This is a genomic window from Arthrobacter sp. TJ-238 (assembly GCF_058269215.1).
In genome coordinates this window covers 294,594-316,993 of record NZ_JBZCNH010000002.1, presented here as the reverse complement: position 1 = coordinate 316,993, position 22,400 = coordinate 294,594, and the positions used below count along the sequence as shown (strand labels likewise).

Here is a 22,400-nt window from a genome sequence, read left to right as displayed (position 1 = left end):
CCTATCGGCGGCGGGGAGCTTCGGTGCTGTGCGGTGGCGGCCGCCGTCGTCCCGGCAGGACGACGGCGACGGCCGGCAGGGAGTGCTATTCGCGCTCGTCGTCGAGGAACTGCTGGAACGCCTCGTCCGCCGCGTCGGCGGCCGCGTCGACGTCGCCGTCCGTGATGCCGACGACGATCGGGTCGCCGACGATCTCACGCGCCTCGCCGACGTTGATCACGAGCGGACGGTCGGCTCCCACGCCGTTCTCGGCGCTGACCTCGATCGCCGCCGCCAGGTCCTCGGGGTAGGTCTCGGTCCCGGCGGGGTCCTGCCACACCGAGTTCCGGGGACCCGGGACGCCCTCCTGCTGGATCTGCATGACCATGTCCTTGCTGGTTGCCCATTCGATGAACTTCCACGCGTTGTCCTGGTTGCCCGAGGCCTCGTTGATCCCGAGGCCCCACGAGGGCACGTTGTAGGGCTTGGAACCGGCGGGCCCGGCGGGCATCGGCGCGAAGCCGACGGTCTCCGCCACCTGCGAGTTCGCGGGGTCCGTGGCGTTCTGGTAGAGGCTGTCCGCCTCGGTGTAGAAGGCCGAGCCGCCCTGCGTGAAGATGGCCATCGCCTCGGGCCAGCTCATGTCGGTGCTCACGTTGGCGGGGCCGTACTCGTTGATCATCCGGCCGTAGTAGGCGTAGGCCTCCTTGGCCTCGGGTGAGTTGACGGCGGAGTTGCCCTCGTCGTCGATGAACTCGCCGCCGAAGCCGTACAGGAAGCTGGAGAACTGGGTGACGGCCGGCGACTTGCCGGTGCGGGCCACGAATCCGGCGATGTCGGGGTTCTGTTCCTTGATCTGCTTGGCGGCCGCTTCCAGTTCCTCGAGCGTCTTGGGCACCTCGAGCCCGGCCTTCTCGAGGAGGTCCTTGCGGTAGTAGAGGACCTCCCGCTCGGTGATCGTGGGGACACCGACCACCTGCTCCTCGAAGGTGGTGGAATCCACCGGGCCTTCCTGGAAGTCGTCCCACTGCCAGTCCGGGTTCGAGCTGACGCGCTCCGTGAGGTCCGCGAGGTAGCCGTTCTGGGCGAAGAGCTTGCCCTCCTGCAGCGGGCGGTACATCATGACGTCGATCTCGTCCGTGCCGGCGTTGAGCTGCACGTTGTACTGGGCCGAGAGCTGGTCCTCACCGAGCTGGGTTACCTCGACCGTCAGGCCGGACTCCTCCTCGAACTCGGGGATGGCCTCCACGATGGCGTCCGTCCAGACATGGTTGGCCAGCGTGACGCGGACCGTGTCGGAACCTGCATCACCCTCCCCGCCTCCGCCTCCGCCGCTGCAGGCCGAGAGCGACCCTGCGGCCAGGACGGTCGTCAGCACTGTCATTGCGAGGGCGCGCGAATTCCTGCGTTCCACGGTTTCTCCACTTCTCTTCATTGAGGAGCACCGGCAGTGAGCGGTGCTGGGAGTAGATGCGCGTTACATCTGCTGTAAGCCCTCACAGTAATCCGACAGATCATACTTTTGAACCCCTCGCGAGTCACTGATGTGACTTTGTTAGGCTCTGTCCATGTCCCAGACCCAGCTCGCGCCGGCAGCGGACCTGCATGCGACAACGGTGGACCGGCTGGGCCTCGCCGTGTGCCGCGGGGAGATGGCAACCGGCTCGATCGTGCGGATCGACGAGCTCGAGGAGCGGTTCGGGGTATCACGCTCCGTGGTCCGCGAAGCCCTCCGGGTCCTCGCGTCCATGGGCATGGTGGCGTCCCGCCGGCGGGTGGGCGTGCAGGTACGGCCCGCCACGGAGTGGAACCTCTACGATCCGCAGGTCATCCGGTGGCGACTGGCATCGCACGGCCGCGTGGCCCAGCTGCGGTCGCTGTCCGAGCTCCGCACCGCCGTCGAGCCCCAGGCCGCTGCGCTGGCCGCGATGCGCGCACCCCTGGCCAGTGCCAGCGAGCTGATGGGGCTGTCGGGCAAGCTGTGGGAGGCGGGCCGCAGCGGGGACACCGAGCTGTTCCTGAGGCTCGACATCCAGTTCCACCGCCTCGTGCTGTCGAGCTCGGGCAACGAGATGTTCGGGATGCTGGATTCGCTCGTCGCGGAGGTCCTCACCGGCCGCACCCACTACGGACTGATGCCGCAGCACCCCCACGAGGAGGCGCTGCAGATGCACGTCGATGTCGCCAGCGCCATCCAGCGCGGCGATTCCTCCGACGCGCACGCGGCGATGCTGGCCATCATGACCCGGGCGATGACCGAGATGAGCACGCTGTGGAACGAGGAAGCGCACAAGAGCGCCTCCTAGTCCCCTACCTCACGCGGCCGGGGTCTTCGCGTAGCGGTGGGAGCCGCCGGCCGCCGGCCGGGCCGCGGGCCACAGCACGTCCAGCGAGTGCAGCGCGTGCCTTCGTGCGATGGCGACGACGGCTGCCGCGCACGTCTCGGCGTCGCTCCCGGCGTCATGGTGCCTGAACGCGCCCAGGCCGAGGGCCTTCGCGACGTCCGGAAGCTTGTTGGACTCGAGGCCGAGGAGTCGCCGCGCCAGCTGGACCGAGCAATGGAACCCGGTCTCGGGCACGGGAAGGCCCGACTCCGCGCAGGCGCCCCGCAGCACCGATCGGTCGAAGGAGGCGTTGTGTGCCACGAACGGGTCCGCGCCGGCGAACGCCTGGATGCGCTGCAGGCTCTCGGGCCACCGGGGAGCCGTCCGGACGTCGGCGGGCCGGATGCCGTGGACCTCGATGTTCCGTCGCGCGAACTCGCCCACCGAGCGCGGAGGCTTGATGAGCCAGGACGCGGAGCCGACGACGACGCCGTGCTGTACCTTCGCGAGGCCGACGGCGCAGACCGAACCGCGCTTGCTGTTCGCGGTCTCGAAGTCGATCGCCGTGAAGTTGAGACCGTGCACTGTTCCCCCTGAAGACCCGGCCGCACGTTCTGCGGCCCTGAACAGCCTAGCGACAGTCACACCGGTCCCGAGACCGCCCCTCCTACAGCTCCGGCGCCCGCCTCGCCCAGCCCGTCGCCTGCTCGAACGCATAGGCCACCTGCAGCAGCTCGACGTCGCTGCCGTGCGGCATCACCAGCTGCAGTCCCACGGGCAGGCCACCCTCGCTGAAGCCCGCCGGCACCGAGACGGCAGGCAGACCCGTCGCCGAGATCAGGTACGCCGATTGCATCCAGTCCAGGTAGGTCTCGAACTCCACGCCGTTGACCGACGTCGGGTACCGCTCCGCGGCGTCGAACGGCAGCACCTGGGCGGTAGGGCTCGCGAACACGTCGTACCGGCCGAAGTAACGGCGCACGCTCGCGTCGAGCCGTGTCCGGGCCAGGGCGGCGTCCACCATGTCCTGCGCGGTCAGCTGCAGACCCTGCTCAACGTTCCAGCGGATCTCGGGCTTGATCGCATCGCCATGCTTCCGCACGAGCTCACCGAGACCCAGCACGAAGTCGAAGGCGCGCGTCGTGCCGAACACCTGATCGGCGTCCCGCAGGTCCGGCGCCGCTTCCTCGACGATCGCGCCGAGGTCGGTGAAGACCTGCAGCTGTCCCTCGAGGACACGCAGCACCTCGCGATCCACGGGGACGCCGAGCCCGAAGTCCGGCGACCAGCCGATCCGCACACCCGTCAGGTCGCGCTGCAGCGGTGCGGCGAACGAGCCCGTCACCGGGTAGGGGTAGGGCACGGCGGGGTCGGCTCCCGCGATCGCCGTCATGCCCAGGGCGATGTCCTCGACGTCGCGCGCCATCAGCCCGCTGCGGCCGAGCCATGCCCACGCGTTGCGCGTCGGCAGGGACGGGACCACGCCGATCGAGGGCCGATACCCGACCACGTTGCAGAACGACGCCGGGTTGCGGAGCGAGCCGCCCATATCGCTGCCGTCGCCCAGCGGCTGGATCCGTGCCGCGATCGAGGCTGCCGCTCCCCCGCTGCTGCCGCCGGCGCTCCGGGTGGTGTCGTAGGGGTTCACGGTGGTGCCGAACACCTCGTTGAAGGTGTGCGAGCCGGCGGCGAACTCCGGCACATTGGTCTTGCCCGTCGTCACGACACCGGCGCTCTTGAGGCGCCCGATGATGAGGTCGTCGAACGTCGGCACGAAGTCCCGGAAGACCGCCGACCCCTGCGTCGTCCGCACGCCCTTCGTGTTGTGCGTGTCCTTGTGCGTCATCGGCAGCCCGTGCAGCAGGGGAAGATCACCGCCGGACGCCGCGAGTTCGTCGGCGGCGGCCGCGAGCGCTGCAGCGCCCTCGCGGTCCTCCGTGACGACGGCATTGATCGTTCCGTTGACCGCGTCGATCCGCGCGAGGTGGGCGTCCAGCGCCTCCCGGGCGGACACCTCACGGCGGCGGATGGCGCCGGTCAGCTCGACGGCGGACAGGTCGGAGAGTTCACCGCTCACGCGGTGGTCCCGACCTTGGAGAGCAGCGCCGTCATCGCCGCCCGCACTCCCGTGGTGAGCGTCGGCTCGATCGCCGGCGCGAAGTACGGCGAGTGGTTGCCCGGGACCGGATCGTCGCCGTCGAGCAGGTCCTGCGGGTGGCCGCCGAAGAACCAGTACACGCTCGGCACACCGATGGCCTCGGCCAGGAGGCCGAAGTCCTCGCTGCCCATCACGGGCGGGGACTCGATGACGGCATCCTCGCCCAGCACCTCGCCCAGCACGGTCATCAGGTCCTCCGTGGAGGAGGGATCGTTGTAGCACTGCGGGAAGCTCGTGATCTCCTCGATGCCCGGCTCCGGCGCACCCGACGCAGCAGCCTCGGCGCTGATGATGCGGCGCAGCGATCCGAGGACGCGTTCGCGCACGTCGACGTCGAACGTCCTCACATTGAGCGTGAATTCGGCCGACGCCGGGATGATGTTCTCCTTCAGCCCTCCGTGGAACGTGCCGACCGTGACGACGGCAGACTTCATCGGGTGCACCTCGCGGGACACGATGGTCTGGATGCGCACGATCATGTGCGCGCCGAGCACGATCGGGTCGATCGACTGTTCCGGTTGCGAGCCGTGGGCCTGCTTGCCGTGCACGGTCACCTTCCAGGAGTCGGCCATCGCCATGGCCGTGCCCTTGCTGATGTTCACAGTGCCTGCGCGCCCGGGCCAGACGTGCTGCCCGTAGATGATCGACGGCTTCGGAGCCTTGTCCCACAGTCCGTCCTCCACCATGGCCTCCGCGCCCTCGCCGGTCTCCTCGCCCGGCTGGAAGATGAAGACCGCGGTGCCGGACCACGCCTCACGGCTCTCGGCGAGCAGCTGGGCGGCGGTGAGGCCCACGGTCATGTGGGTGTCGTGGCCGCAGCCATGCATCACCGGGACGTCGGTGCCGTCGGCGAGGTTGCCCGCCGCCGTGCTCGCGTAGTCGAGGCCGGTGTCCTCCGCGATGGGAAGTCCGTCGGTGTCCGCTCGATAGCCGACCACCGGGCCGTCGCCGTTCCGCAGGATCCCGACGACGCCGGTCCCCCCGCACATGAAGGTCTCGAGCCCTAGGTGGCCCAGCTTCTCGAGGATGAACGCCGCGGTGTGCGTCTCCTGCATGGACAGTTCCGGGTGGGCGTGGAGGTGCCGGTACAGCTCGTGCATGGCGGTGGTGTCGGCGTCGGAGAGATCGAAGACGGCGGTGTCGATGGTCATGGTGTCCTTTCGGGCGGGTCTGTCTGGGAGCCTAGTTGACGAGCGTGGTGGGCGTGGCGGTTGCCTTGCGCGAGCGCAGGAACCAGGCCAGCACGGCGGTGACCAGGACGACGATGCCGGTGGCCGGCTTGGCGAGTGCGGGAACCGCGGGTACCAGGACGAAGAGCACCACGACGGCGACGACGACGGCGATCACGGTGACGCGGGGCTGCTTCATGGTGACGACGAGTTGCACGAGCACCCCGCCGATGATGGCCGGGAAGATGTAAAGCCGTGCAACGTCGACGATGTCGGTGGGGATGATGCTGACCAGCCACGTCCCGAGGATCCCGACGAACAGGAGCATCGAGACGACGTGGACCATCGCCGCGCCGCAGATGGCCATGAGGGCCGCGAACTCACCGCGCTTGGTGCCGGCCTTGGCTCCGACCGCGGCCTGCGCCACGAGGGCCGAGGGCAGGAGCTTGTTGGCGATGTTGCCGATCATGAACGCCTGGTACATGGCGGCGGGGCCGAGCACCGGGTAGTAGGTGATGGGTTCCACGAACCAGAGCACGAAGAAAGCGGCGGCGACGGCGAGGTACGCGGTCCAGATCATCCCGCCGGTGATGCCCAGGTCGGTGGACAGGACGAGGTAGAGCGGGGCGGCGAGGGAGAGCAGGAGCGCAGTCCCCATGGTGATCTGGCCCCAGCGGGAGGTGGTGCGGTCGAACTCGGCGAGTGACGCGGAGGCGGTGACGGCAGTATCTGATGAAGACATGGTGGTTCCTTTCGGGTGAGGTACTGCCTAGGCGACGGGGGCCATGCCGGAGGTGTGGGCGATGTAGGCGGCGAACAGCCCGACGATGATCGAGATGCCGAGGCCCCACTCCCTCAGCCAGGTCGCGGAGGTCCTGTTCGCGAGGAGGATGCACACGCCCATGGTGACGGCCGAGACGATGACGGAGAGGATGTGGACGGGTGTCTTGCCGAGTTCGGCGATGCCGAGGCTCGCGAAGGCCCCGATCAGGGCGGCGGCCGGCACGATGGCCATCAGGGCGGGGTTGACCCGGCGCAGCTTGGTGTCACCTCTGCGCAGAATCGGCGTCAGCACGAGCGTCGCGATCATCCAGCCGGCGCCGGAGAGGCTCATGGCCATGAAGGCGACCACGAACACCGCCTGCGTGTAGTCCGGCCCGCCGAGGGTGGCGCCCATGGTGCTAGCAGCGAGGCTCGCTGAGGCCGACTCGGTGGCGGCGGATCCGACGAGACCGATCCGCACGAGGACGGCCGGCGTGCCGAACAGCGTGAGGAGGGCGATACTGACGAGCACCACTGCCAGCGATGGGCCGATCGCCGCGATGGCTCCGGCCCGGAAGGACGTCCGCAGTTCCTCCGCGGAGATGTCCGCCGCGGGGCCCGCTTTCCGGGCGGCCTTCATATAGATGAGGGACTGGACGATGATGGCGCCGAAGACGCCGACGGCGAGGATCCAGAGGACGGGCAGGTTGGCGATCGCAAGGATGTCCGTGGACAGTCCCTCGGGAGTCAGTGCGGTTTCCATGGGAGCTCCAGTAGGCAGGGCGGGCGGAGGTCGGTCGGTCAGGCGGTCAGGCGTGTGTCGCCGTCGAGTTGTCCGAGGGTCGCCACGAGCGCTTGTACGCCGACGGCGATGTCTTCGGTAGAGCTGAGCTCCTCGGGGCAATGGCTCTTGCCGTTCTTCGACGGGATGAAGATCATGCCCATGGGGGCGAGGGAGGCCATGTGCACGGCGTCGTGCGTGGCCCCGCTGGGGATCGGCATCCACGGGAGTCCGAGCCCGTCTGCGGCTGCGCCCGCGACGTCCTGCACACCCCGGTCCGCCTGGACCACCGTGTTGTCGGTGGACCACTGGAAGCCGACATCGACGCCGAGATCGGTCGCCTTCGCGGCGATCTCCGCGGTGAGCCGGCCCTTGACGCCGGACAGCCACGAGGAGTCGACGCTGCGGACCTCGCTGTACATGCGGACGAGGGAGGGCACCACGTTCGGTGACCGTGATTCCGATTCCACGCGGGTCGATGTCGCGACGCCGTGAGTGGGTGCGCCGCACCCCTCGGCGCGTACCGCTAGGACGGCTTCGGCTGCCGCGATCATGGCGTCCCGGCGGTCCTCCATCGAGGTGGTTCCCGCATGGTCGGCGGACCCGGCGAAGGTGGCGATGAAGCGCTCGATCCCGGTGATGGCGGTGACGATACCCAGGGGCAGCCCTCGCTTCTCGAGGGTGGGGCCCTGCTCGATGTGCAGTTCGACGAAGGCGTGCAAGGGGTCCTTCGCCCAGGGGACGTCCAGCAGCCGGGAGGGGTCGAGTCCGTAGTCGGCGTACGCCTGTCCGAGCGTGACGCCGCGGTAGTCGCGCCGCTCGAGGTCCGACGGCGTCAGTTCCTGCGCCGCGGAACGGCTTCCGAGGCAGCTGAGGCCGAACACGTTCGATTCCTCGCCGAGGAAGTCGACCACCAGCAGGTCCCGCTCGAGCTGCTTCCCGGATTCCTGCAGCAGCCGGGCGGCCTCGATGGACCCGAGGACGCCGACGATGCCGTCGAAACGCCCGCCGCCGTCCACCGTGTCGGTGTGCGACCCGGTGACGAGCGCCGGAGCGGACGGCGTGCGGCCCGCCAGGCGGCCCACGATGTTGCCGGCCGCGTCCACCTGGACGTCGAGTCCTGCTTCACGCATGCGGGCGGCGGTCCAGTCCCGCGACGCCCGGTACGGCTCGCTGAACACCTCCCGGGTCCAGCCCGGACGGTCGCCGTCGCGGAAGGCGGAGAGCTCCGCCACGCCGGTACTGAGCCGATCGAGGGTCTCGGAGGAGATCGTCTGGGACATGAATATCAGTCCTTCGTGCAATCGTTTGCGCATCCCGCTGCAGGAAGATCTGCGGGGCGAATGTGGTGCTCATCACACTACAAGTGGTGGGTTTCGTCAATGTTTCCGCGAGGTGAAAGCTTCACTCCACCCCTTTTTGGCCCTCGTCCGGCGCAAACCTTTGCGACAGTCACAGTGAGGGGCGATAGGCGCAGCCGCAGCAGTCCTAGACTCAGGGCGATGAAGGAAGATCCCAGCGGGCAGCCGGCACCGGCACGCCGCGTGACGCTCACGACCGTCGCTCGCCACGCACAGGTCCATGTCTCGACGGCGTCGAGGGCGCTGAGTGACGACCCGGCCGGCATCGGCGCCGACACCGTACGGCGGGTGCGCGACCTCGCGGCTGCCCTCGGGTACAGGCGCGATGTCGGTGCGGCAGGGCTCAGGACCGGGTCGTCCCGGTTGATCGGCGTCCTCGTTCCCCGTCTCACCGACCTCGTGCTCGCGTCGATCTACGAGAGCATCGACGCCGCGGCCAGTGCTGCCGGCTACGGGACCGTCGTCGCCAACACCCTGGATGACCCGGAGCACCGCCGTGTGCGCCTGGACGCGATGCTCTCGCGGCGGATCGACGGCGTCATCATCGGCGATTCTCACATCGGGGACACCGCCGCCCATGAGCTCCGGGCCCGCGGCGTCCCGTACGTCCTCGTCATGCGCAAACTCGAGGGGCACCTGTCCGTGACCACGGACGACTACCGTGGCGGGCAGCTCGCCGCCGAACACCTCCTCGGCCTCGGGCACCGTCGGGTCGGCGTGATCGCCGGAGACCAGCTGGCGAGTACGGGCCGGGAGCGCACACTCGGTTTCCGCCGGGCCTTCGAATCCGCCGGCCACCCCCTGCCCGACTCCTACGTCGTGCAGTCGACCTTCAGCACGCCCTCGGGGCTGGAGGCGGGCAACCGGCTCCTGCGGCTACCGGATCCACCGACGGCCATCTTCGCCGTCCACGACCTCCTCGCCCTCGGCGCCATGGGGGCCATCCGCGACGCCGGGAAGCGGGTCGGCGAGGATGTGGCACTCATCGGCTACAACGATCTCGACCTGGCTGCCACGCTTCCCGTTCCCCTCACGTCCGTGCGGAGCGATCTCAGGGCGATGGGGGCACTGAGTGTGGATGTCCTCCTGAGGACCCTCAGGGGTGAAGCCGCTCAGGGCGTGCTGCTGCCGCCGGAGCTCGTGGTGCGGGCAACCACCCCTGCCCTGCGGGCCTAGCGCAACTTCGCGGGCTGTTCACCTTCGGGTTCCATCCGCGCCACGCCCCCGTGGCCCGGTGTCGACAGCGTGGAGGTGACACCACCACTGCCTGACCAGGAGCTTCCATGAAGGCCATCGTCCGCGTCCTGTCCGTCCTCCTGTCCGCGGTCCTCGTGACCGGCTCCGCGAAGCCCGCCGTCGAGGACTTCCCCGCCACGGTCGACGGCGGCGCCTGGCCGGCCGGGCACGTGCAGGGCATCGCCGTCGACACCGAGAACGAGGTGGTCTACTACTCCTTCACCACGATGCTCGTGAAGACCGACCTCGAGGGGACCGTGCTCGGCACCGTCACCGGCTTCACCGGGCACCTCGGCGACCTCGACTTCAACGAGAAGGACGGTCGCGTCTACGGGTCGCTCGAGTACAAAGAGGCCGAGTCCTTCTACATCGCCATCTTCGACGTCGACCGCATCACCGGAATGGACATGGACGCCGAGACGGACGGCATCGTCACCGCCGTCCACCTCGACGAGGTGGTGCAGGACTTCACGGCGGACATGGACGGCGACGGCGTCTTCGACGGCAACATCGCCGACACCCCGGATCACCGGTACGGCAGCAGCGGGATCGACGGCGTCACCTTCGGCCCCGCGTTCGGCCGCAAGAACGGCAAGCAGCTGCTCACGGTGGCCTACGGCATCTACTCGAACACCGAGCGCGCGGACAACGACCACCAGGTACTCCTGCAGTACGACGTCACGCGCTGGAGGAAGTACGAGCGGCCCCTCACCCAGGAAGCCCCGCATGCCAGCGGACCGACGACCCCTGACGGCAAGTACTTCGTCCGCACCGGCAACACCACCTACGGCGTGCAGAACCTCAACTACGACGCCTTCACCCACACCTGGCTCCTCGGCGTCTACAAGGGCGTGAAGGAGCACTTCCCCAACTACTCGCTCTTCGCCATCGACGGCTCCTCCCGTCCCGTCCGCGGCGTCATCGAGGGCCAGCAGACCCTCGAGGAAGGCCTCCTGCTTCCCCTCCTCGAGCAGGGCCTGCACCACGAACCCACCGGGATCCGCGGCTGGAACTTCACCGCCGACGTCGGACTCGAGTCCCTTGGCAACGGCTACTTCTACATCGCCACCCAGGGCCGGGTCGTCGAGGACGGCGTGACCAGGCAGACCGCGGTCCTCGACCTGTTCCGGTGGACCGGGGCGCCGTCGTCGCCGTTCGAACTCGTGGCCCGGTAGCCCGCGACCAGCCGGGCACTGGTCCACGATTACCCTTTCAACCGCGCGTACTGCGCTTTCCCGACTCGACAACGTGTTCCTCGATCTGGCGACCTCGTGCGGAAATAGTACAGAATGCGATCATGGACATCACTGACAACGGACCGAACCCCAACGCGTTCGACATCGAGAGCGCAACGACGGCGAACGCTGATTACCGTCGCGTCGCCTGGACGGGCAAGCACCTGCAGGTGACGCTCATGTCGATCGAGCCAGGCAATGCGATCGGCCTCGAGGTGCACCACGGCACCGACCAGTTCCTGCGCATCGATGCCGGGAAGGGCCGCGTCAAGATGGGGCCCTCGAAGGACGACCTCTCGTTCCAGCAGGACGTCATGGACGGCTGGAGCATCCAGGTGCCCGCCGGCACGTGGCACGACGTCGAGAACACCGGGGACGAACCCCTGCGTCTCTACGCCGTCTACGCACCCACGCACCACGCCCAGGGCATCGTGCAGGAGACGGCGGACGACGCCGAGAAGGACGAGGAGCAGGGACGCGACGAGCCGCCGTCGTGGGTCGAGGAAGTCGACGACAAGGGCGAGGAGAGCGCCTAGCCACCGTCGTTCCCGATCCGGTCACGCAACCGCCGACCGTACCGGGAACGACGACGGAAATCAGTGACGGGGAGCGTCGATTCCTGCCTGCGCCTGGACGCGGCAGTTCAGTGCGGCGATCAGTGTGGCTGCATCGACAGGAACTGCCGGGTCGTACCCGGTCAGCTGGTGCACGCGGGCCAGCCGGTTGAGCACCGTGTTCCGGTGGCAGTACAGCTGCTGCGCCGCCCGCGACACCGACCCGGTGCTGACGTAAGTGAGGGCGGTCTCCACGAGACGGTCCGCCTCCGCGGCCGGGATGCGCGCCAACGGTGCAAGTACTGCCTCCGCGAGCACCTCGCCGAACTCGCCGAGTCGCTCGGCTGCCACCGGGCCCCAGGCCTGCCGGATGGTCTGGTGCCCGGGTGCGGCCAGGTCGAGGACGGCCACCGCCTCGAGCGCCACACGGACCATCGTCGGGACCTCAGCCAGGGATTCCGCCACGGGTGCCACGAAGCACCGGAGTTTGGTCAGCCAGGCCGGCACCGCCGGGCCCACCCTGCCGGACGGCGGACGCCGGTCCTCGAGGATGAGGATCAGGGCACCGTCGCGCTCGTGCAGGTACTCCTCCGCCTGCGCCTGGGCGACGCCGGCCCGGAACTCCTTGCGCGCGCTCTCCGCCCCGACCGCGACGACGAACGATCCCTGCGGCGACACCCCCAATGCTCGAGCGACCTGCCCCAGCAGTTGCGGGTCACGGCCGTCGGAGGACAACAGCCGCGACAGCAGGAACGCCCGCTGCTGTTCCTTCTCGTGGGCCATCGACGCGAGTTCGTCCATGTATCCGGCGTGCACGCGGGTCACATGGAACTCGACGGCTTCCCAGACGCGCACGGCGTCCTGGGTGAAATCGGAGAGGGACGCGGCGGGCACCCGTGCCAGCATCTCGGTCCAGAGAATGCGAAAATCCATGCGCACTGCCCGCAGCAGCGATTCCAGTGGAACGCCCTGGCCCGCCCGGCGATGACCGAGGGCATCCGACATCCGTGCCAAACGCTCCGGCACCGGCAGTCCGCCGATCATCCGCAGCAGCAACTCCATCGAAGCCACGGCGGTCTCGCGTAAATCCTGGTCCTGGACAGGCGAACCCGCGTAGCCCTCGATGTCCTGCACATCGATCAGGAACCGCTCGGCAATGCCGTCGATGTCCGCCAGGCAGCGGGACACGACATCGGACAGTACCGACCGCTCCTCGGCCGCCAGTGTGTCAGAGGATTTGGGCATTTGCCCATCCTAGGGCTGGAGTGTGTGCCATCCCTCCATTGTGGCTGCTGGTGACGGAGACCACACTGATAGGAATCGAATAGCCCCACCCACTCTAGGAAAACGATGCTCGACCTCAAGGTCACCAATGCACAGCTCTTCACGCTGAGCGATGACAGGCCCACCGCGCACTCGATGGGCGTCCTCGACGGATTCATCGTCGGGTTCGACGACGAGGTCACCGAACTTCCGGCGGAGCGGACGATCGACGCCGGCCAGGCCGTTGTCGTTCCTGGTTTTGGTGATTCCCACAACCACATGGCCTGGTTCGGGCAGTCCCTGCAAGAGCTCGACCTGAGCGGGTGCCGCACCCTCGACGAGGTCTCCGCGGCGGTGCAGAACTTCGGAGCGATGCTGCACGAGGGGCAGTGGCTCGTCGGTTCCGGCTATGACGACACCGTTCTCGGTGGCCACCCGCACCGCACGCTGCTGGACGCCGCCGCGCCGGGGCGTCCGGTCTGGCTGAAGCACCGGTCGGGCCATATGTGCTCGGTGAACTCGCTCGCCCTCGAGTTGGCCGGCGTCCTCGACGGCTCGGTGGAGACGCCGGAGGGCGGGAAGGTCGTGACGGATACCGGCGGCCCGACGGGGCTGCTCGAGGAACAGGCCCAGAAGCTCGTGACCGCGCTCGTGCTGCCCTATCCCGTAGCGGACCTTGCGGACGCCATCGCAGCGGCCAGCGAGGTGTACGCGTCCGAGGGCCTGACGCACGTCGTGGAAGCGGGCATCGGTGGCGGACTCATCGGGCGTAGCCCCGTCGAGCTCGCGGCCTACACCCTCGCCCGGCAGCAGGGCGAGCTGAAGACGCGCGTCCAGCTCATGGTGGCCAGTGATGCCCTGCATGCCGTGTCATCGCATGACGACGATGGCATCACCTTCGGACTGGACCTCGGCATCGCCACGGGATTCGGGGACGACGACGTGCGCATCGGTCCCATGAAGATCTTCGTGGACGGCTCCCTGATCGGCCGCACCGCTGCCGTGACGGAGCCGTTCTGCGACCATGCGCACGGCACCGGCGACTTCCAGCTCTCGATGGAGGAGCTGACCCGGCGCATCGTCGCCGCCCACCGCTCCGGGTGGACCGTCGCCGCACACGCCATCGGGGATGCCGCCGTCGACGTCGCCCTTGACGCCTTCGAGGCAGCGCAGCACCAGGTGCCCCGACCGGAGGTCCGCCACCGCATCGAGCACGCGGGCATCGTGCGCCCCGATCAGCTCGCACGATTCGCGGAACTCGGCATCACGCCCGTCCCGCAACCGCGTTTCCTGTTCGAGGTCGGCGACACCATGGCCGCAGCCGTCGGCCCCGACCGCGAGCCGTGGGTGTACCGTCACCGATCCTTCCTCGAACAGGGCGTCCGTGTCCCGGGGAGCTCTGACCGCCCTGTCGCTACCGGCGCCCCCCTGCTCGGCATGCAGTCGATGGTGCAGCGGCGCACCTCGTCGGGTGCCGTCGTCGCTCCCGGGGAACGCGTCGACGCCGAGACCGCCCTGCGCGCCTACACCGTGGACGCGGCCTGGGCCGCCGGTGACGAGCAGCGCCGCGGCACCCTCGCACGGGGCAAGCTCGCCGACTTCGTCGTCCTGTCCGAGCACCCCGCGCGGGTCGACCCGGACCGGATCGGAGCCATCGAGGTCCTCGCGACCGTCGTCGGAGGCGAGTGCGTCTTCGGCGAAGCATTCCTTTCATCCAGGACGGCCGTTCCCGTCCCCTCCCCGCAACCCTCCGATCAGGAAGTCTGACCATGCAACCCTCCGAGGCAAGCTCCACCGCACCGCCAGCCATCCCGAAAGTAAGCGGCGCGGACGCCGGCAGGATTGCCCGCGCCGCGTTCGTCGGCACCGCGCTCGAGTGGTACGACTACTTCCTCTTCGGCACCGCCGCGGCGATCGTGTTCAACCGCCTGTTCTTCACGACCCTCGACCCCACGGCCGCCACCCTCGCCGCCTTCGCGACCTTCGGCGTCGGCTTCGCCGCGCGTCCGCTGGGCGCCGTCCTCTTCGGTTTCATCGGGGATCGCGTCGGTCGCCGTCCGGCCCTGCTGATCACCATCGTGATGATCGGTTGCGCCACCGGGCTCATCGGCCTCCTGCCGGACTTCGGCAGCATCGGCCTCGCGGCGCCCATTATGCTCGCGATCCTGCGGCTAATGCAGGGACTGGCCGTCGGCGGGGAGTGGGGCGGCGCGATGACCATCGCCGTCGAACACGCGCCGATCGAGAAGCGCGGCCGTTATGCCGCGCTCGTCCAGGTCGGGTCCCCCGTCGGTACCCTGATGTCCTCCGGTGCCTTCGCGCTGGTCCTGCTGCTGCCCTCGGAGGCTTTCGACTCATGGGGATGGCGCCTGCCGTTCCTCGCCGCGTTCCCGCTGCTCCTCGTGGCCCTGTACATCCGGCTCAAGGTCGAGGAATCGCCGATCTTCCGTGAACTCGTCAAGCTCGAGGAACGCGCGAAGATCCCCGCCCTGGAGGTCTTCCGCCACGCGTGGGGTCGCCTGATCGTCGCCGTCGCCGCTGCTTTCCTCGGTGTCGGCGGGTTCTACGTCATGACCACCTTCGTCATCAGCTACGGCACCACCACGCTCGGCCTCGAGCGCGGACTGATGGTCAACGCGACGCTCGTCGCCGCCGTCTTCCAGATCGGCGTCGTGCTCGTCATGGGCCGCATCAGCGAGCGCGTGGGCCCCGGCCGCATGACCCTCATCGGCGGTCTGGTCACGGCTGCCGCCGCCTTCCCGCTGTTCTGGCTCATCGATACGCGGAACCCCGCGGCCATCGTCCTCGCCGTGACGCTCGGCATCGCGTTCCTGTCCATCGCCTACGCCGTCACCGGCGCACTGCTCACCGAACTGTTCCCTCCCCGCCTCCGCTACAGCGGCGTGGCGCTCGGTTACAACCTCGCCGGCGCACTGAGCGGATTCCTCCCGCTGATCGCCGTTGCGCTGCAGGGCGCCACCGGCGGCGGGTCCTGGACCGCGGCGCTGCTGCTCATGGTCGTCTCGCTCATCACCGCCGCCGGCGGTTTCTTCGGCGAGCGCCTCCGCGTGAAGGACAAGGCCATTGTTCAGTAGCCCGACAGCAGGCGTCCCCCTCGACGACGGGCAGCGCCGGCGGATCCTCGACGCCGTCGACGCCGCCTTCGACCGTCAGCTCGCCTTCACGGCCGAGCTCGTCCGTCACCCGTCCCTGAGGGCCCAGGAGTCCAGTGCCCAGGACCTCCTCTTCGGTGCCCTTCAGGAGCGGGGCCTCGAGATGGACCGGTGGCAGCTCGAGGAGGAGTCCCTGTCCGGCCATGTCGGGTACGGCCCCACCACCGTGGCGTTCGAGGACCTCACCAATGTCGTCGGCACCTACACACCGGAGGGGTCCGCGGAGGGTCGATCGCTGATCCTCAACGGTCATGTCGACGTCGTCCCCACCGGTCCCGAGGAGACGTGGTCGCGCAGCCCCTGGGACGCACCGGTCATCGACGGGTGGATGTACGGGCGCGGCGTGGCGGACATGAAGGCCGGGCTCGCGGCGAACCTCTTCGCCTTCGACGCGGTACGCGCCGCGGGCCTGTCGCCACAGGGACGGATCCACCTGCAGTCGGTCGTCGAGGAGGAGTGCACGGGCAACGGGTCCCTCGCGGCCCTGCAGCGCGGCTACACCGCGGACGCCGTCGTCATCCCCGAGCCGGAGGAGGACATGCTCGTCCGCGCGAACGTCGGCGTGATCTGGTTCCGGGTCCGTGTCTCGGGCCAGCCCACGCACGTGCGGGAGATGGCCTCGGGGTTCAACGCGATCGATGCCGCCTACCCCGTCATGCAGCAGCTCCGCACGGTGCAGGACCGCTGGAACGCGGACAAGGGCAACCACCGGTACTTCGAGGACCTCGAGCATCCGATCAACTTCAATATCGGCACCATCGCCGGCGGCGACTGGCCCTCGAGTGTCCCCTCCTGGTGCGAGTTCGACGTCCGGGCATCCCTCTATCCCGGGACCTCGGCCGCGGACGCCTGGCGGGAGATCGAGGACTGCCTGCGCTCGATCGAGAGCGAGGCGAATGTCTCCGCGGTGCGCACGGGATTCTTCTCCGAGGGCTACGTCCTCGAGGAGGGATCAGCGGCCGAACAGGCCCTGGCGGCAGCGCATCAGGACGTCACCGGCGCGGAACTGCAGAGCTTCACGACGCCGGGCTACCTCGACGGACGCGTGTTCTCGCTGTACGCCGGGATCCCCGCCCTGGTGTACGGGCCGACGTCGGAGTCCATCCACGGCTTCGACGAGCGCGTCTCCGTGGAATCCGTCCGCAACGTGACCAAGACGATCGCGCTGTTCATCGCCACATGGTGCGGGGTGTCCGAGACCGCCTGAGCTGCAGCTGACAAGAGGAGCCCTGCCGATGGCAGGGCTCCTCTTTCGTGTGAGGGTCAGGCCGTCGGCTGGTCGAGTTCCCCGACGCACAGCGCGCGGACCACGTCGGTCAGCACGTGCAAACCGTCCACGATGTCCTCGTCGGTGGTGTACTCGTGTTCGTTGTGCGAGATCCCGTCGACCGAGGGGACGAACAGCATGACGGTCGGGACGATGTCCTTCATGTTCGTGGAGTCGTGGCCCGCCAGGGTCTTGACCCGGGCGTGCTTCAGGCCCCGGTTCGCCGCGAGTTTCTCCGCCAGCTCGACGCCCTCGAACTGGTAGGGCGTGACCCCCCAGCAGTGCGAGCCGGTCTTCTCGATGCGCACCCGTGCGCGCTCCTCGATGACCCGGAGCTGCTCGTGCAGAGCCCTGTCGGCCTCGGCGAGGAGTTCCTCGTCGGCGGAGCGGAGGTCCAGCAGCAGCGTCACCCGGGACGCGACGACGACGGGCGAGTTCGGGTAGACGTCGAGCTGCCCGACCGAGGTGTGGAGGACGCCGTCCGGGAACCGGTCGGCGACGTCCCGGGCGGCGACCACCAGGAGCGACGCCCCCAGGAGGGCGTCCTGACGGTCCGCCATGATGGTCGAGCCGGTGTGGGACTGCTCGCCGTGCACCACGAACTCGTACTTGTTGGCTGCCCAGTTCGACTCGACGGCGCCGATCGTGACGCCGTCGCGCTCCATCCCGCGGCCCTGTTCGATGTGGATCTCGGCATAGTAGGCCGGGTTCGGTCCGTCGAGCGTGCCCTGGCTCGCCGTGGCTGCCAAGGCATCCCGGACGGGGACCCCGGAGGGGTCCTCGGTGGCGAGTGCGTCTTCGAGGGGCAGCTTGCCGGTGAAGACGGAACTGCCCATCATGGAGGGCTTGAAGCGGGCGCCCTCCTCGTTGAACCAGTTCACCACCGCCAGGTTGTAGCGCGGGGTGTCACCGGCGGCACGCCACTCCTCAGCGAGCGCGAAGGCCGCGTGGGCGGCAGCGAGCACCCCGTACGCGCCGTCGTACCGGCCGGCCGAGGGCTGGGAGTCGAGGTGCGAGCCGACGAGGACATAGGGTGCGCCGGGAACGAGCTCCAGGAGCCCGAACTGGTTGCCGATCCGGTCGAAGCGGACCGTGAAGCCCTCGTCGGTGAGCAGTTCGGTGAGCCAGGCCCGCTGCTCTCCGTCCGCCGGGGAGCCCGCCTGCCGCTCGACTCCCCCGCCGGGCGTAGCGCCGAAGGTGCAGAGCGTTGTGAAGTCCTGGAGGAAGACGGCGTCCCTCCCCTCGAAGGTCGACGGGTCCGGGTTGGCTACGGCTTCGTTGCCCATGGCTGTCCATTCTGACGCGGGATCGGGTGTCCATCCCATCGTCCCAGTGCCTACGCCCTGCGGGGATGGCGTTTCCCCACGGCCTGGAGTGGTGGCAGTGTGCTTTCACACATCATCTACCTCGGCCGAGTACGTGGTTCCACGTTCCTATGTCCCTGACGCTTATGAGGACCGAAGGCGTCCGCATCGCGCGGGACCATGGACCATGACTCCTCCAGAGATCCAGCCGTTCACCATCGACATCCCGCAGGACGACCTCGACGACCTGCAGCGGCGCCTGACGGCGGCCCGCTATCCCGCGCCGCTGCCGCCCGCAGCGAGCGAGTGGGGCGTACCGTCGGCGTGGGACCGCGGTGTGCCGCAGGACTGGCTGGCCGGCCTCGTCGACTACTGGCGGGACGGCTTCGACTGGCGCGCCTACGAGCAGCGGCTGAACGATGTCCCGCAGTTCACGACGACGATCGAGGGTCAACCGCTCCACTTCCTCCACGTGCGCTCCGAGGATCCTGACGCCGTACCCCTCCTGCTGGCGCACGGGTGGCCGGGCTCGTTCCTGGAATTCGTGGACCTGATCGGTCCCCTCACCGCGCCGGGAAGCCACGGCAGTCCGGGAAGCACGGCGTTCCATGTCGTGATCCCCTCGGCCCCGGGCTTCGCGTTCTCCAGTCCCCTCGCCGACGGCGGGTGGGACGACACCCGCGTGGCCCGTGCCTATGCGGAACTGATGACACGCCTCGGCTACGAGCGGTTCGGCGTGCAGGGTGGCGACTACGGCGCCGGGCTGGCCCCCGAGCTGGCGAGGGTGGCGCCAGACCGGGTGATCGGGGTCCATATCAACGGGACCACGGGCCCCATGCCGCAACTCCCGCTCGCCGAGGAGGACCTCGCGCGCCTCACCGAGCGGGAAAAACGTGCCGTCGCCGACATCGAGGCATTCATGTGGCAGCAGTTCGGCTACATCTCCATCCAGTCCACGCGCCCCGGTCTGATCGGCACGCTGCTCACCGACAGCCCCGTGGGGCAGCTGGCCTGGATCATGGACAAGTTCCAGGCCTGGACGTGGCCGGTGGAGCGGGACGTGCTCGAGATCCTCGACCGCGACCTGCTGCTCGCCAACGTCTCCCTCTACTGGTTCACGCGCACGGCGGGTTCATCGGCGCTGACCGTGTATGGGCAGTCGAGCGGGTGGGGCACGGCGAAGGAGAAGAGCGATGTGCCGATGGCGGTCATCAACTTCGCACACGACATCGCCATCCGCAGCTACGTGGAACGGGAGAACACGGTGACCCGCTGGACCGACGTCGACCGCGGCGGGCACTTCGCGGCGCTCGAGGAGCCCGAACTGCTGGTCGAAGACGTGCGGACGTTCTTCGGCGAGCTGTAGGGGCCTCACCTCGTCGGAAAGCGGACATCCCTGCGGCGCCGCCCGTCAGCGTTGAACGGTTCCGGCGTCGCCGTCGAGGGTGGAGTGCGTCCACCGGCCCCCGAGCATGGTCGCCGACACGGCGAGGGTCCGCAGCTGGTGGTCGTCGGCGGAGAGCGGGTCCAATTCGGTGACCACGAGATCTGCGACGGACCCCGGCCGAAGCACCATGTGCCCGTCGGTGGACGCGGCGAGTGCAACCGACGACAGCACGCGTTGCTCAGGGTGCCAGGGTGACCGCCCGTCCCGTGCACGGGACACGGCGGCGGCCATCGAGACCCACGGGTCGAGCTGCGCGACCGGCGCGTCCGAGCCGAGCCTGACCTCCGCGCCCGCTGCCACCAGGCTCCCGAAGGCGAAGGCCCGGTGTGTCCGCCCCGGCCAGTACCGATCCGCGACGTCGCGATCATCCATCGCGTGCTCCGGCTGGACGCTGGCAGTGATGCCGAGGCGCGCGAAGCGTCCGAAGTCGGCCTCGTCGACCAGCTGGGCATGCTCGATGCTTCCGCCGCAGCCCACCTCCTCGAACGCGTCGAGGGCGAGGGAGTTCGCCGCGTCCCCGATCGCGTGGACCGCCGGCACGAGGCCTGCCGACGACGCACGCCGGAGATAATCGACCAGCCGGTCGCGCTCGACCGTGCAGATCCCCCGGCCTTCACGGGCACGGTCGAGGCCGGGATACGGTGCGTGACAGAACGCGGTCCGGGTGTTCAGCGAACCGTCGATGATGATCTTGAACGGGCCCATCGTCACCAGGCCCTCCGTACCCTCGATGGCGTCCCCGGTGCGCAGGCCCCGCGCGATGACGGCGTCGAGATCGTGCGGGTACACGCCGGCCCGCACCCGCATGCCCCGAATGCCACCGGCCACACGGCGGGCCCACCGGTCGAGGGAGAGGGTCATCTCGAGGTCCACGATGCCGACGACGCCCCGGGCGGCCGCGGCGTCGACCGCCTCCGCCACCCAGCCGTCGAGGTGCTCGTCGGGAACCGAGCTGATGCGGGCGTTGACATCGAAGGCGGCCTGTTCGCGCAGCACCCCCGTGGGGTGGTCGGCGTGCCCGTGGAGAGCGAGGGCCCTGGTGTTGAGCCACGCCGCGTGCAGGTCCTTGCTGACGAGCACGACGGGCACGTCGGCCCCGACGGCGTCGAGCAGTTCCCGCGTCGGGGCGTCCGGCCACAGTCCGTCCTGGAAGCCGTAGCCGATCAGGGGCTGTCCGGCCGCCGGTGGCATCGAGCGCAGGCGTCCGGCGACCAGTTCTGCGGCGCCGGCGGCGGAGGTCGCCGAGGACAGGTCGAGGCGCTGACGCATGAGCGCCCACTGGCCCATGTGCACGTGCGAGTCCCAGAGACCCGGTGACACCCACCGTCCGCCGAGATCCACCGTCCGGGCCGCGCCGGGCTCCAGGCCCTCGCCCGCAGCCGTGATGATCCCGTCCTCGACGAGGAGGTCCACTGGCTCACCGGGGGTCCCGACCAGGCGCGCGGAACGAAGAAGGACGCCACCCACCGCGCTGTTCATCCTCGCCGTGCACGCCGCATCTCGCGGGCGAGGGCCGGGTTCGCGTAGTGCCCATCGTGCTCGAGCTCGTCGATGATCCGCCCGACCACCGCAGCATCCTTGTTCTGGCTGAGTTTCAGCCGCGCGTCGAAGCGGGTCACCACCAGGCGGATCCCCACGGTCCCCCGGGCCATGCGGCGCGATCCGTCGAGGTCCAGGGTCAGGGAGGAGGGTTCCGGCATGACGCCTTCGAAGGTGTCGACCAGTTTGCCGAGCATCAAGAAGTTCTCCTCGTCGGAGAGGATCTCCGGCTTCCCGTACAGGTGTGCGGTGACGTGGTTCCACGTCGGGACGATCTGGTCCTCGGGGTACCAGCCGGGCGAGATGTAGCCGTGCGGGCCCTGGACGATCACCAGCACCTCGTGGTCGCCGAGTTCGTGCAGCTGCTCGTCGGGGCGCCCGACATGACTGATGATGCTGATGCTGTCGTCGGACGTCTCCTCGAGCATCACCGGGTAGTGCGACGCCACGAGTCCGCCGGCCGGTGACGACACGATCGTCGCCCAGGGATTCTCGCGGACGAGTCTCTTGACCTCGCCGACGTCGGACAGGACGAAGTGTGGCGTGTGGCGCATGCCTGCCACTCTGTCACGGAACCGATTCGGGGTGGTGTTCCAGAACCCGACTGCCGCACTCCACCCTCGCCGTACCATCGGCCAGTCGATCCGCGAACCCCTCCGGGTCCACGAACGCCTGCGCGGCACTGAACTCTCTGCACGCGTTGATCGACTACTCGAGGCTGTCGAACTGCCTGCCTCGTGGGTTGGGCGGTACCCGCACGAGCTGTCGGGCGGCCAGCGCCAACGTGTAGCGATGTACTTTCGCACAGCCCCGACAAAACGGTAAGGCCGGCCCCGAGGGGCCGGCCT

20 protein-coding genes are annotated in these 22,400 nt (G+C 68.9%); 9 read left to right on the top strand and 11 right to left on the bottom strand.

Annotated elements, in window-relative coordinates; genetic code table 11:
- Positions 1 to 85: 85 nt before the first annotated feature.
- Entirely contained in the window at positions 86 to 1,393 is a 1,308-nt protein-coding gene (locus AC4D2O_RS04780) for an ABC transporter substrate-binding protein (RefSeq protein WP_490905468.1), read from the bottom strand.
- Between the two features lie 154 nt (positions 1,394 to 1,547).
- Here AC4D2O_RS04780 and AC4D2O_RS04775 point away from each other — a divergent pair, with 154 nt between their 5' ends.
- Entirely contained in the window at positions 1,548 to 2,285 is a 738-nt protein-coding gene (locus AC4D2O_RS04775; protein ID WP_490905467.1) for a FadR/GntR family transcriptional regulator, read from the top strand.
- Between the two features lie 9 nt (positions 2,286 to 2,294).
- Here AC4D2O_RS04775 and AC4D2O_RS04770 read toward each other — a convergent pair whose 3' ends face one another.
- The 6 genes from AC4D2O_RS04770 to AC4D2O_RS04745 form a co-directional block, all read right to left on the bottom strand.
- Positions 2,295 to 2,888, bottom strand: coding sequence for a 3'-5' exonuclease (locus tag AC4D2O_RS04770; RefSeq protein ID WP_490905466.1), 594 nt, complete (start codon positions 2,886 to 2,888; stop codon positions 2,295 to 2,297).
- A gap of 82 nt (positions 2,889 to 2,970) precedes the next feature.
- A complete protein-coding gene (locus AC4D2O_RS04765) occupies positions 2,971 to 4,380 on the bottom strand; it encodes an amidase (RefSeq protein ID WP_490905465.1) in 1,410 nt (469 codons plus the stop codon).
- Positions 4,377 to 5,612, bottom strand: a complete 1,236-nt coding sequence (locus AC4D2O_RS04760; RefSeq protein ID WP_490905464.1) for an amidohydrolase — start codon at positions 5,610 to 5,612, stop codon at positions 4,377 to 4,379. The genes AC4D2O_RS04765 and AC4D2O_RS04760 overlap by 4 nt, the downstream gene beginning before the upstream one ends.
- 31 nt (positions 5,613 to 5,643) lie before the next feature.
- Positions 5,644 to 6,372: a hypothetical protein gene (locus AC4D2O_RS04755; protein WP_490905463.1), complete on the bottom strand. Its 729-nt coding sequence runs from the start codon at positions 6,370 to 6,372 to the stop codon at positions 5,644 to 5,646.
- A gap of 27 nt (positions 6,373 to 6,399) precedes the next feature.
- Complete coding sequence (locus AC4D2O_RS04750; RefSeq protein WP_490905462.1) at positions 6,400 to 7,155, bottom strand: DUF5058 family protein; 756 nt, start codon at positions 7,153 to 7,155, stop codon at positions 6,400 to 6,402.
- Between the two features lie 38 nt (positions 7,156 to 7,193).
- Entirely contained in the window at positions 7,194 to 8,456 is a 1,263-nt protein-coding gene (locus AC4D2O_RS04745) for a M20 family metallo-hydrolase (protein ID WP_490905461.1), read from the bottom strand.
- Between the two features lie 219 nt (positions 8,457 to 8,675).
- On the opposite strand from AC4D2O_RS04745, the gene AC4D2O_RS04740 reads away from it, so the two are divergent.
- From AC4D2O_RS04740 to AC4D2O_RS04730, 3 genes are all read left to right on the top strand, one after another.
- Positions 8,676 to 9,710, top strand: a complete 1,035-nt coding sequence (locus AC4D2O_RS04740; RefSeq protein ID WP_490905459.1) for a LacI family DNA-binding transcriptional regulator — start codon at positions 8,676 to 8,678, stop codon at positions 9,708 to 9,710.
- A gap of 107 nt (positions 9,711 to 9,817) precedes the next feature.
- Positions 9,818 to 10,945, top strand: a complete 1,128-nt coding sequence (locus tag AC4D2O_RS04735; protein WP_490905458.1) for a hypothetical protein — start codon at positions 9,818 to 9,820, stop codon at positions 10,943 to 10,945.
- Positions 10,946 to 11,067: 122 nt separating this feature from the next.
- A complete protein-coding gene (locus AC4D2O_RS04730) occupies positions 11,068 to 11,541 on the top strand; it encodes a cupin domain-containing protein (RefSeq protein ID WP_490905457.1) in 474 nt (157 codons plus the stop codon).
- 60 nt (positions 11,542 to 11,601) lie between these two features.
- On the opposite strand, the gene AC4D2O_RS04725 is transcribed toward AC4D2O_RS04730, so the two are convergent.
- Positions 11,602 to 12,804, bottom strand: a complete 1,203-nt coding sequence (locus tag AC4D2O_RS04725; RefSeq protein ID WP_490905456.1) for a PucR family transcriptional regulator — start codon at positions 12,802 to 12,804, stop codon at positions 11,602 to 11,604.
- A gap of 105 nt (positions 12,805 to 12,909) precedes the next feature.
- Between AC4D2O_RS04725 and AC4D2O_RS04720 the strand changes: the two genes are divergently transcribed.
- From AC4D2O_RS04720 to AC4D2O_RS04710, 3 genes are read left to right on the top strand one after another with little or no spacing between them, the layout of a single operon-like run.
- Positions 12,910 to 14,589 (top strand): amidohydrolase, encoded by a 1,680-nt coding sequence (locus tag AC4D2O_RS04720; RefSeq protein WP_490905455.1) that lies wholly within the window; start codon positions 12,910 to 12,912, stop codon positions 14,587 to 14,589.
- Positions 14,590 to 14,591: 2 nt separating this feature from the next.
- Positions 14,592 to 15,917: an MFS transporter gene (locus AC4D2O_RS04715; RefSeq protein ID WP_490905454.1), complete on the top strand. Its 1,326-nt coding sequence runs from the start codon at positions 14,592 to 14,594 to the stop codon at positions 15,915 to 15,917.
- Complete coding sequence (locus AC4D2O_RS04710; RefSeq protein WP_490905453.1) at positions 15,907 to 17,202, top strand: ArgE/DapE family deacylase; 1,296 nt, start codon at positions 15,907 to 15,909, stop codon at positions 17,200 to 17,202. The genes AC4D2O_RS04715 and AC4D2O_RS04710 overlap by 11 nt, the downstream gene beginning before the upstream one ends.
- Before the next feature lie 56 nt (positions 17,203 to 17,258).
- Here the strand turns inward: AC4D2O_RS04710 and AC4D2O_RS04705 are convergent, their stop codons facing one another.
- Entirely contained in the window at positions 17,259 to 18,548 is a 1,290-nt protein-coding gene (locus AC4D2O_RS04705; protein ID WP_490905452.1) for a M20 family metallo-hydrolase, read from the bottom strand.
- A gap of 205 nt (positions 18,549 to 18,753) precedes the next feature.
- On the opposite strand from AC4D2O_RS04705, the gene AC4D2O_RS04700 reads away from it, so the two are divergent.
- On the top strand, positions 18,754 to 19,932 hold the full coding sequence (locus AC4D2O_RS04700; protein ID WP_490905450.1) for an epoxide hydrolase family protein: 1,179 nt from the start codon (positions 18,754 to 18,756) through the stop codon (positions 19,930 to 19,932).
- Positions 19,933 to 19,977: 45 nt separating this feature from the next.
- Here AC4D2O_RS04700 and AC4D2O_RS04695 read toward each other — a convergent pair whose 3' ends face one another.
- Both AC4D2O_RS04695 and AC4D2O_RS04690 read right to left on the bottom strand, forming a co-directional pair.
- Positions 19,978 to 21,492, bottom strand: coding sequence for an amidohydrolase (locus AC4D2O_RS04695; protein ID WP_490905449.1), 1,515 nt, complete (start codon positions 21,490 to 21,492; stop codon positions 19,978 to 19,980).
- Positions 21,489 to 22,106, bottom strand: coding sequence for an FMN-binding negative transcriptional regulator (locus AC4D2O_RS04690; protein WP_490905448.1), 618 nt, complete (start codon positions 22,104 to 22,106; stop codon positions 21,489 to 21,491). The genes AC4D2O_RS04695 and AC4D2O_RS04690 overlap by 4 nt, the downstream gene beginning before the upstream one ends.
- Between AC4D2O_RS04690 and AC4D2O_RS04685 the strand changes: the two genes are divergently transcribed.
- Positions 22,105 to 22,377 (top strand): ATP-binding cassette domain-containing protein, encoded by a 273-nt coding sequence (locus AC4D2O_RS04685; protein WP_490905447.1) that lies wholly within the window; start codon positions 22,105 to 22,107, stop codon positions 22,375 to 22,377. The two genes, AC4D2O_RS04690 and AC4D2O_RS04685, sit on opposite strands and share 2 nt — an antisense overlap.
- The last annotated feature ends 23 nt before the right edge of the window (positions 22,378 to 22,400 follow it).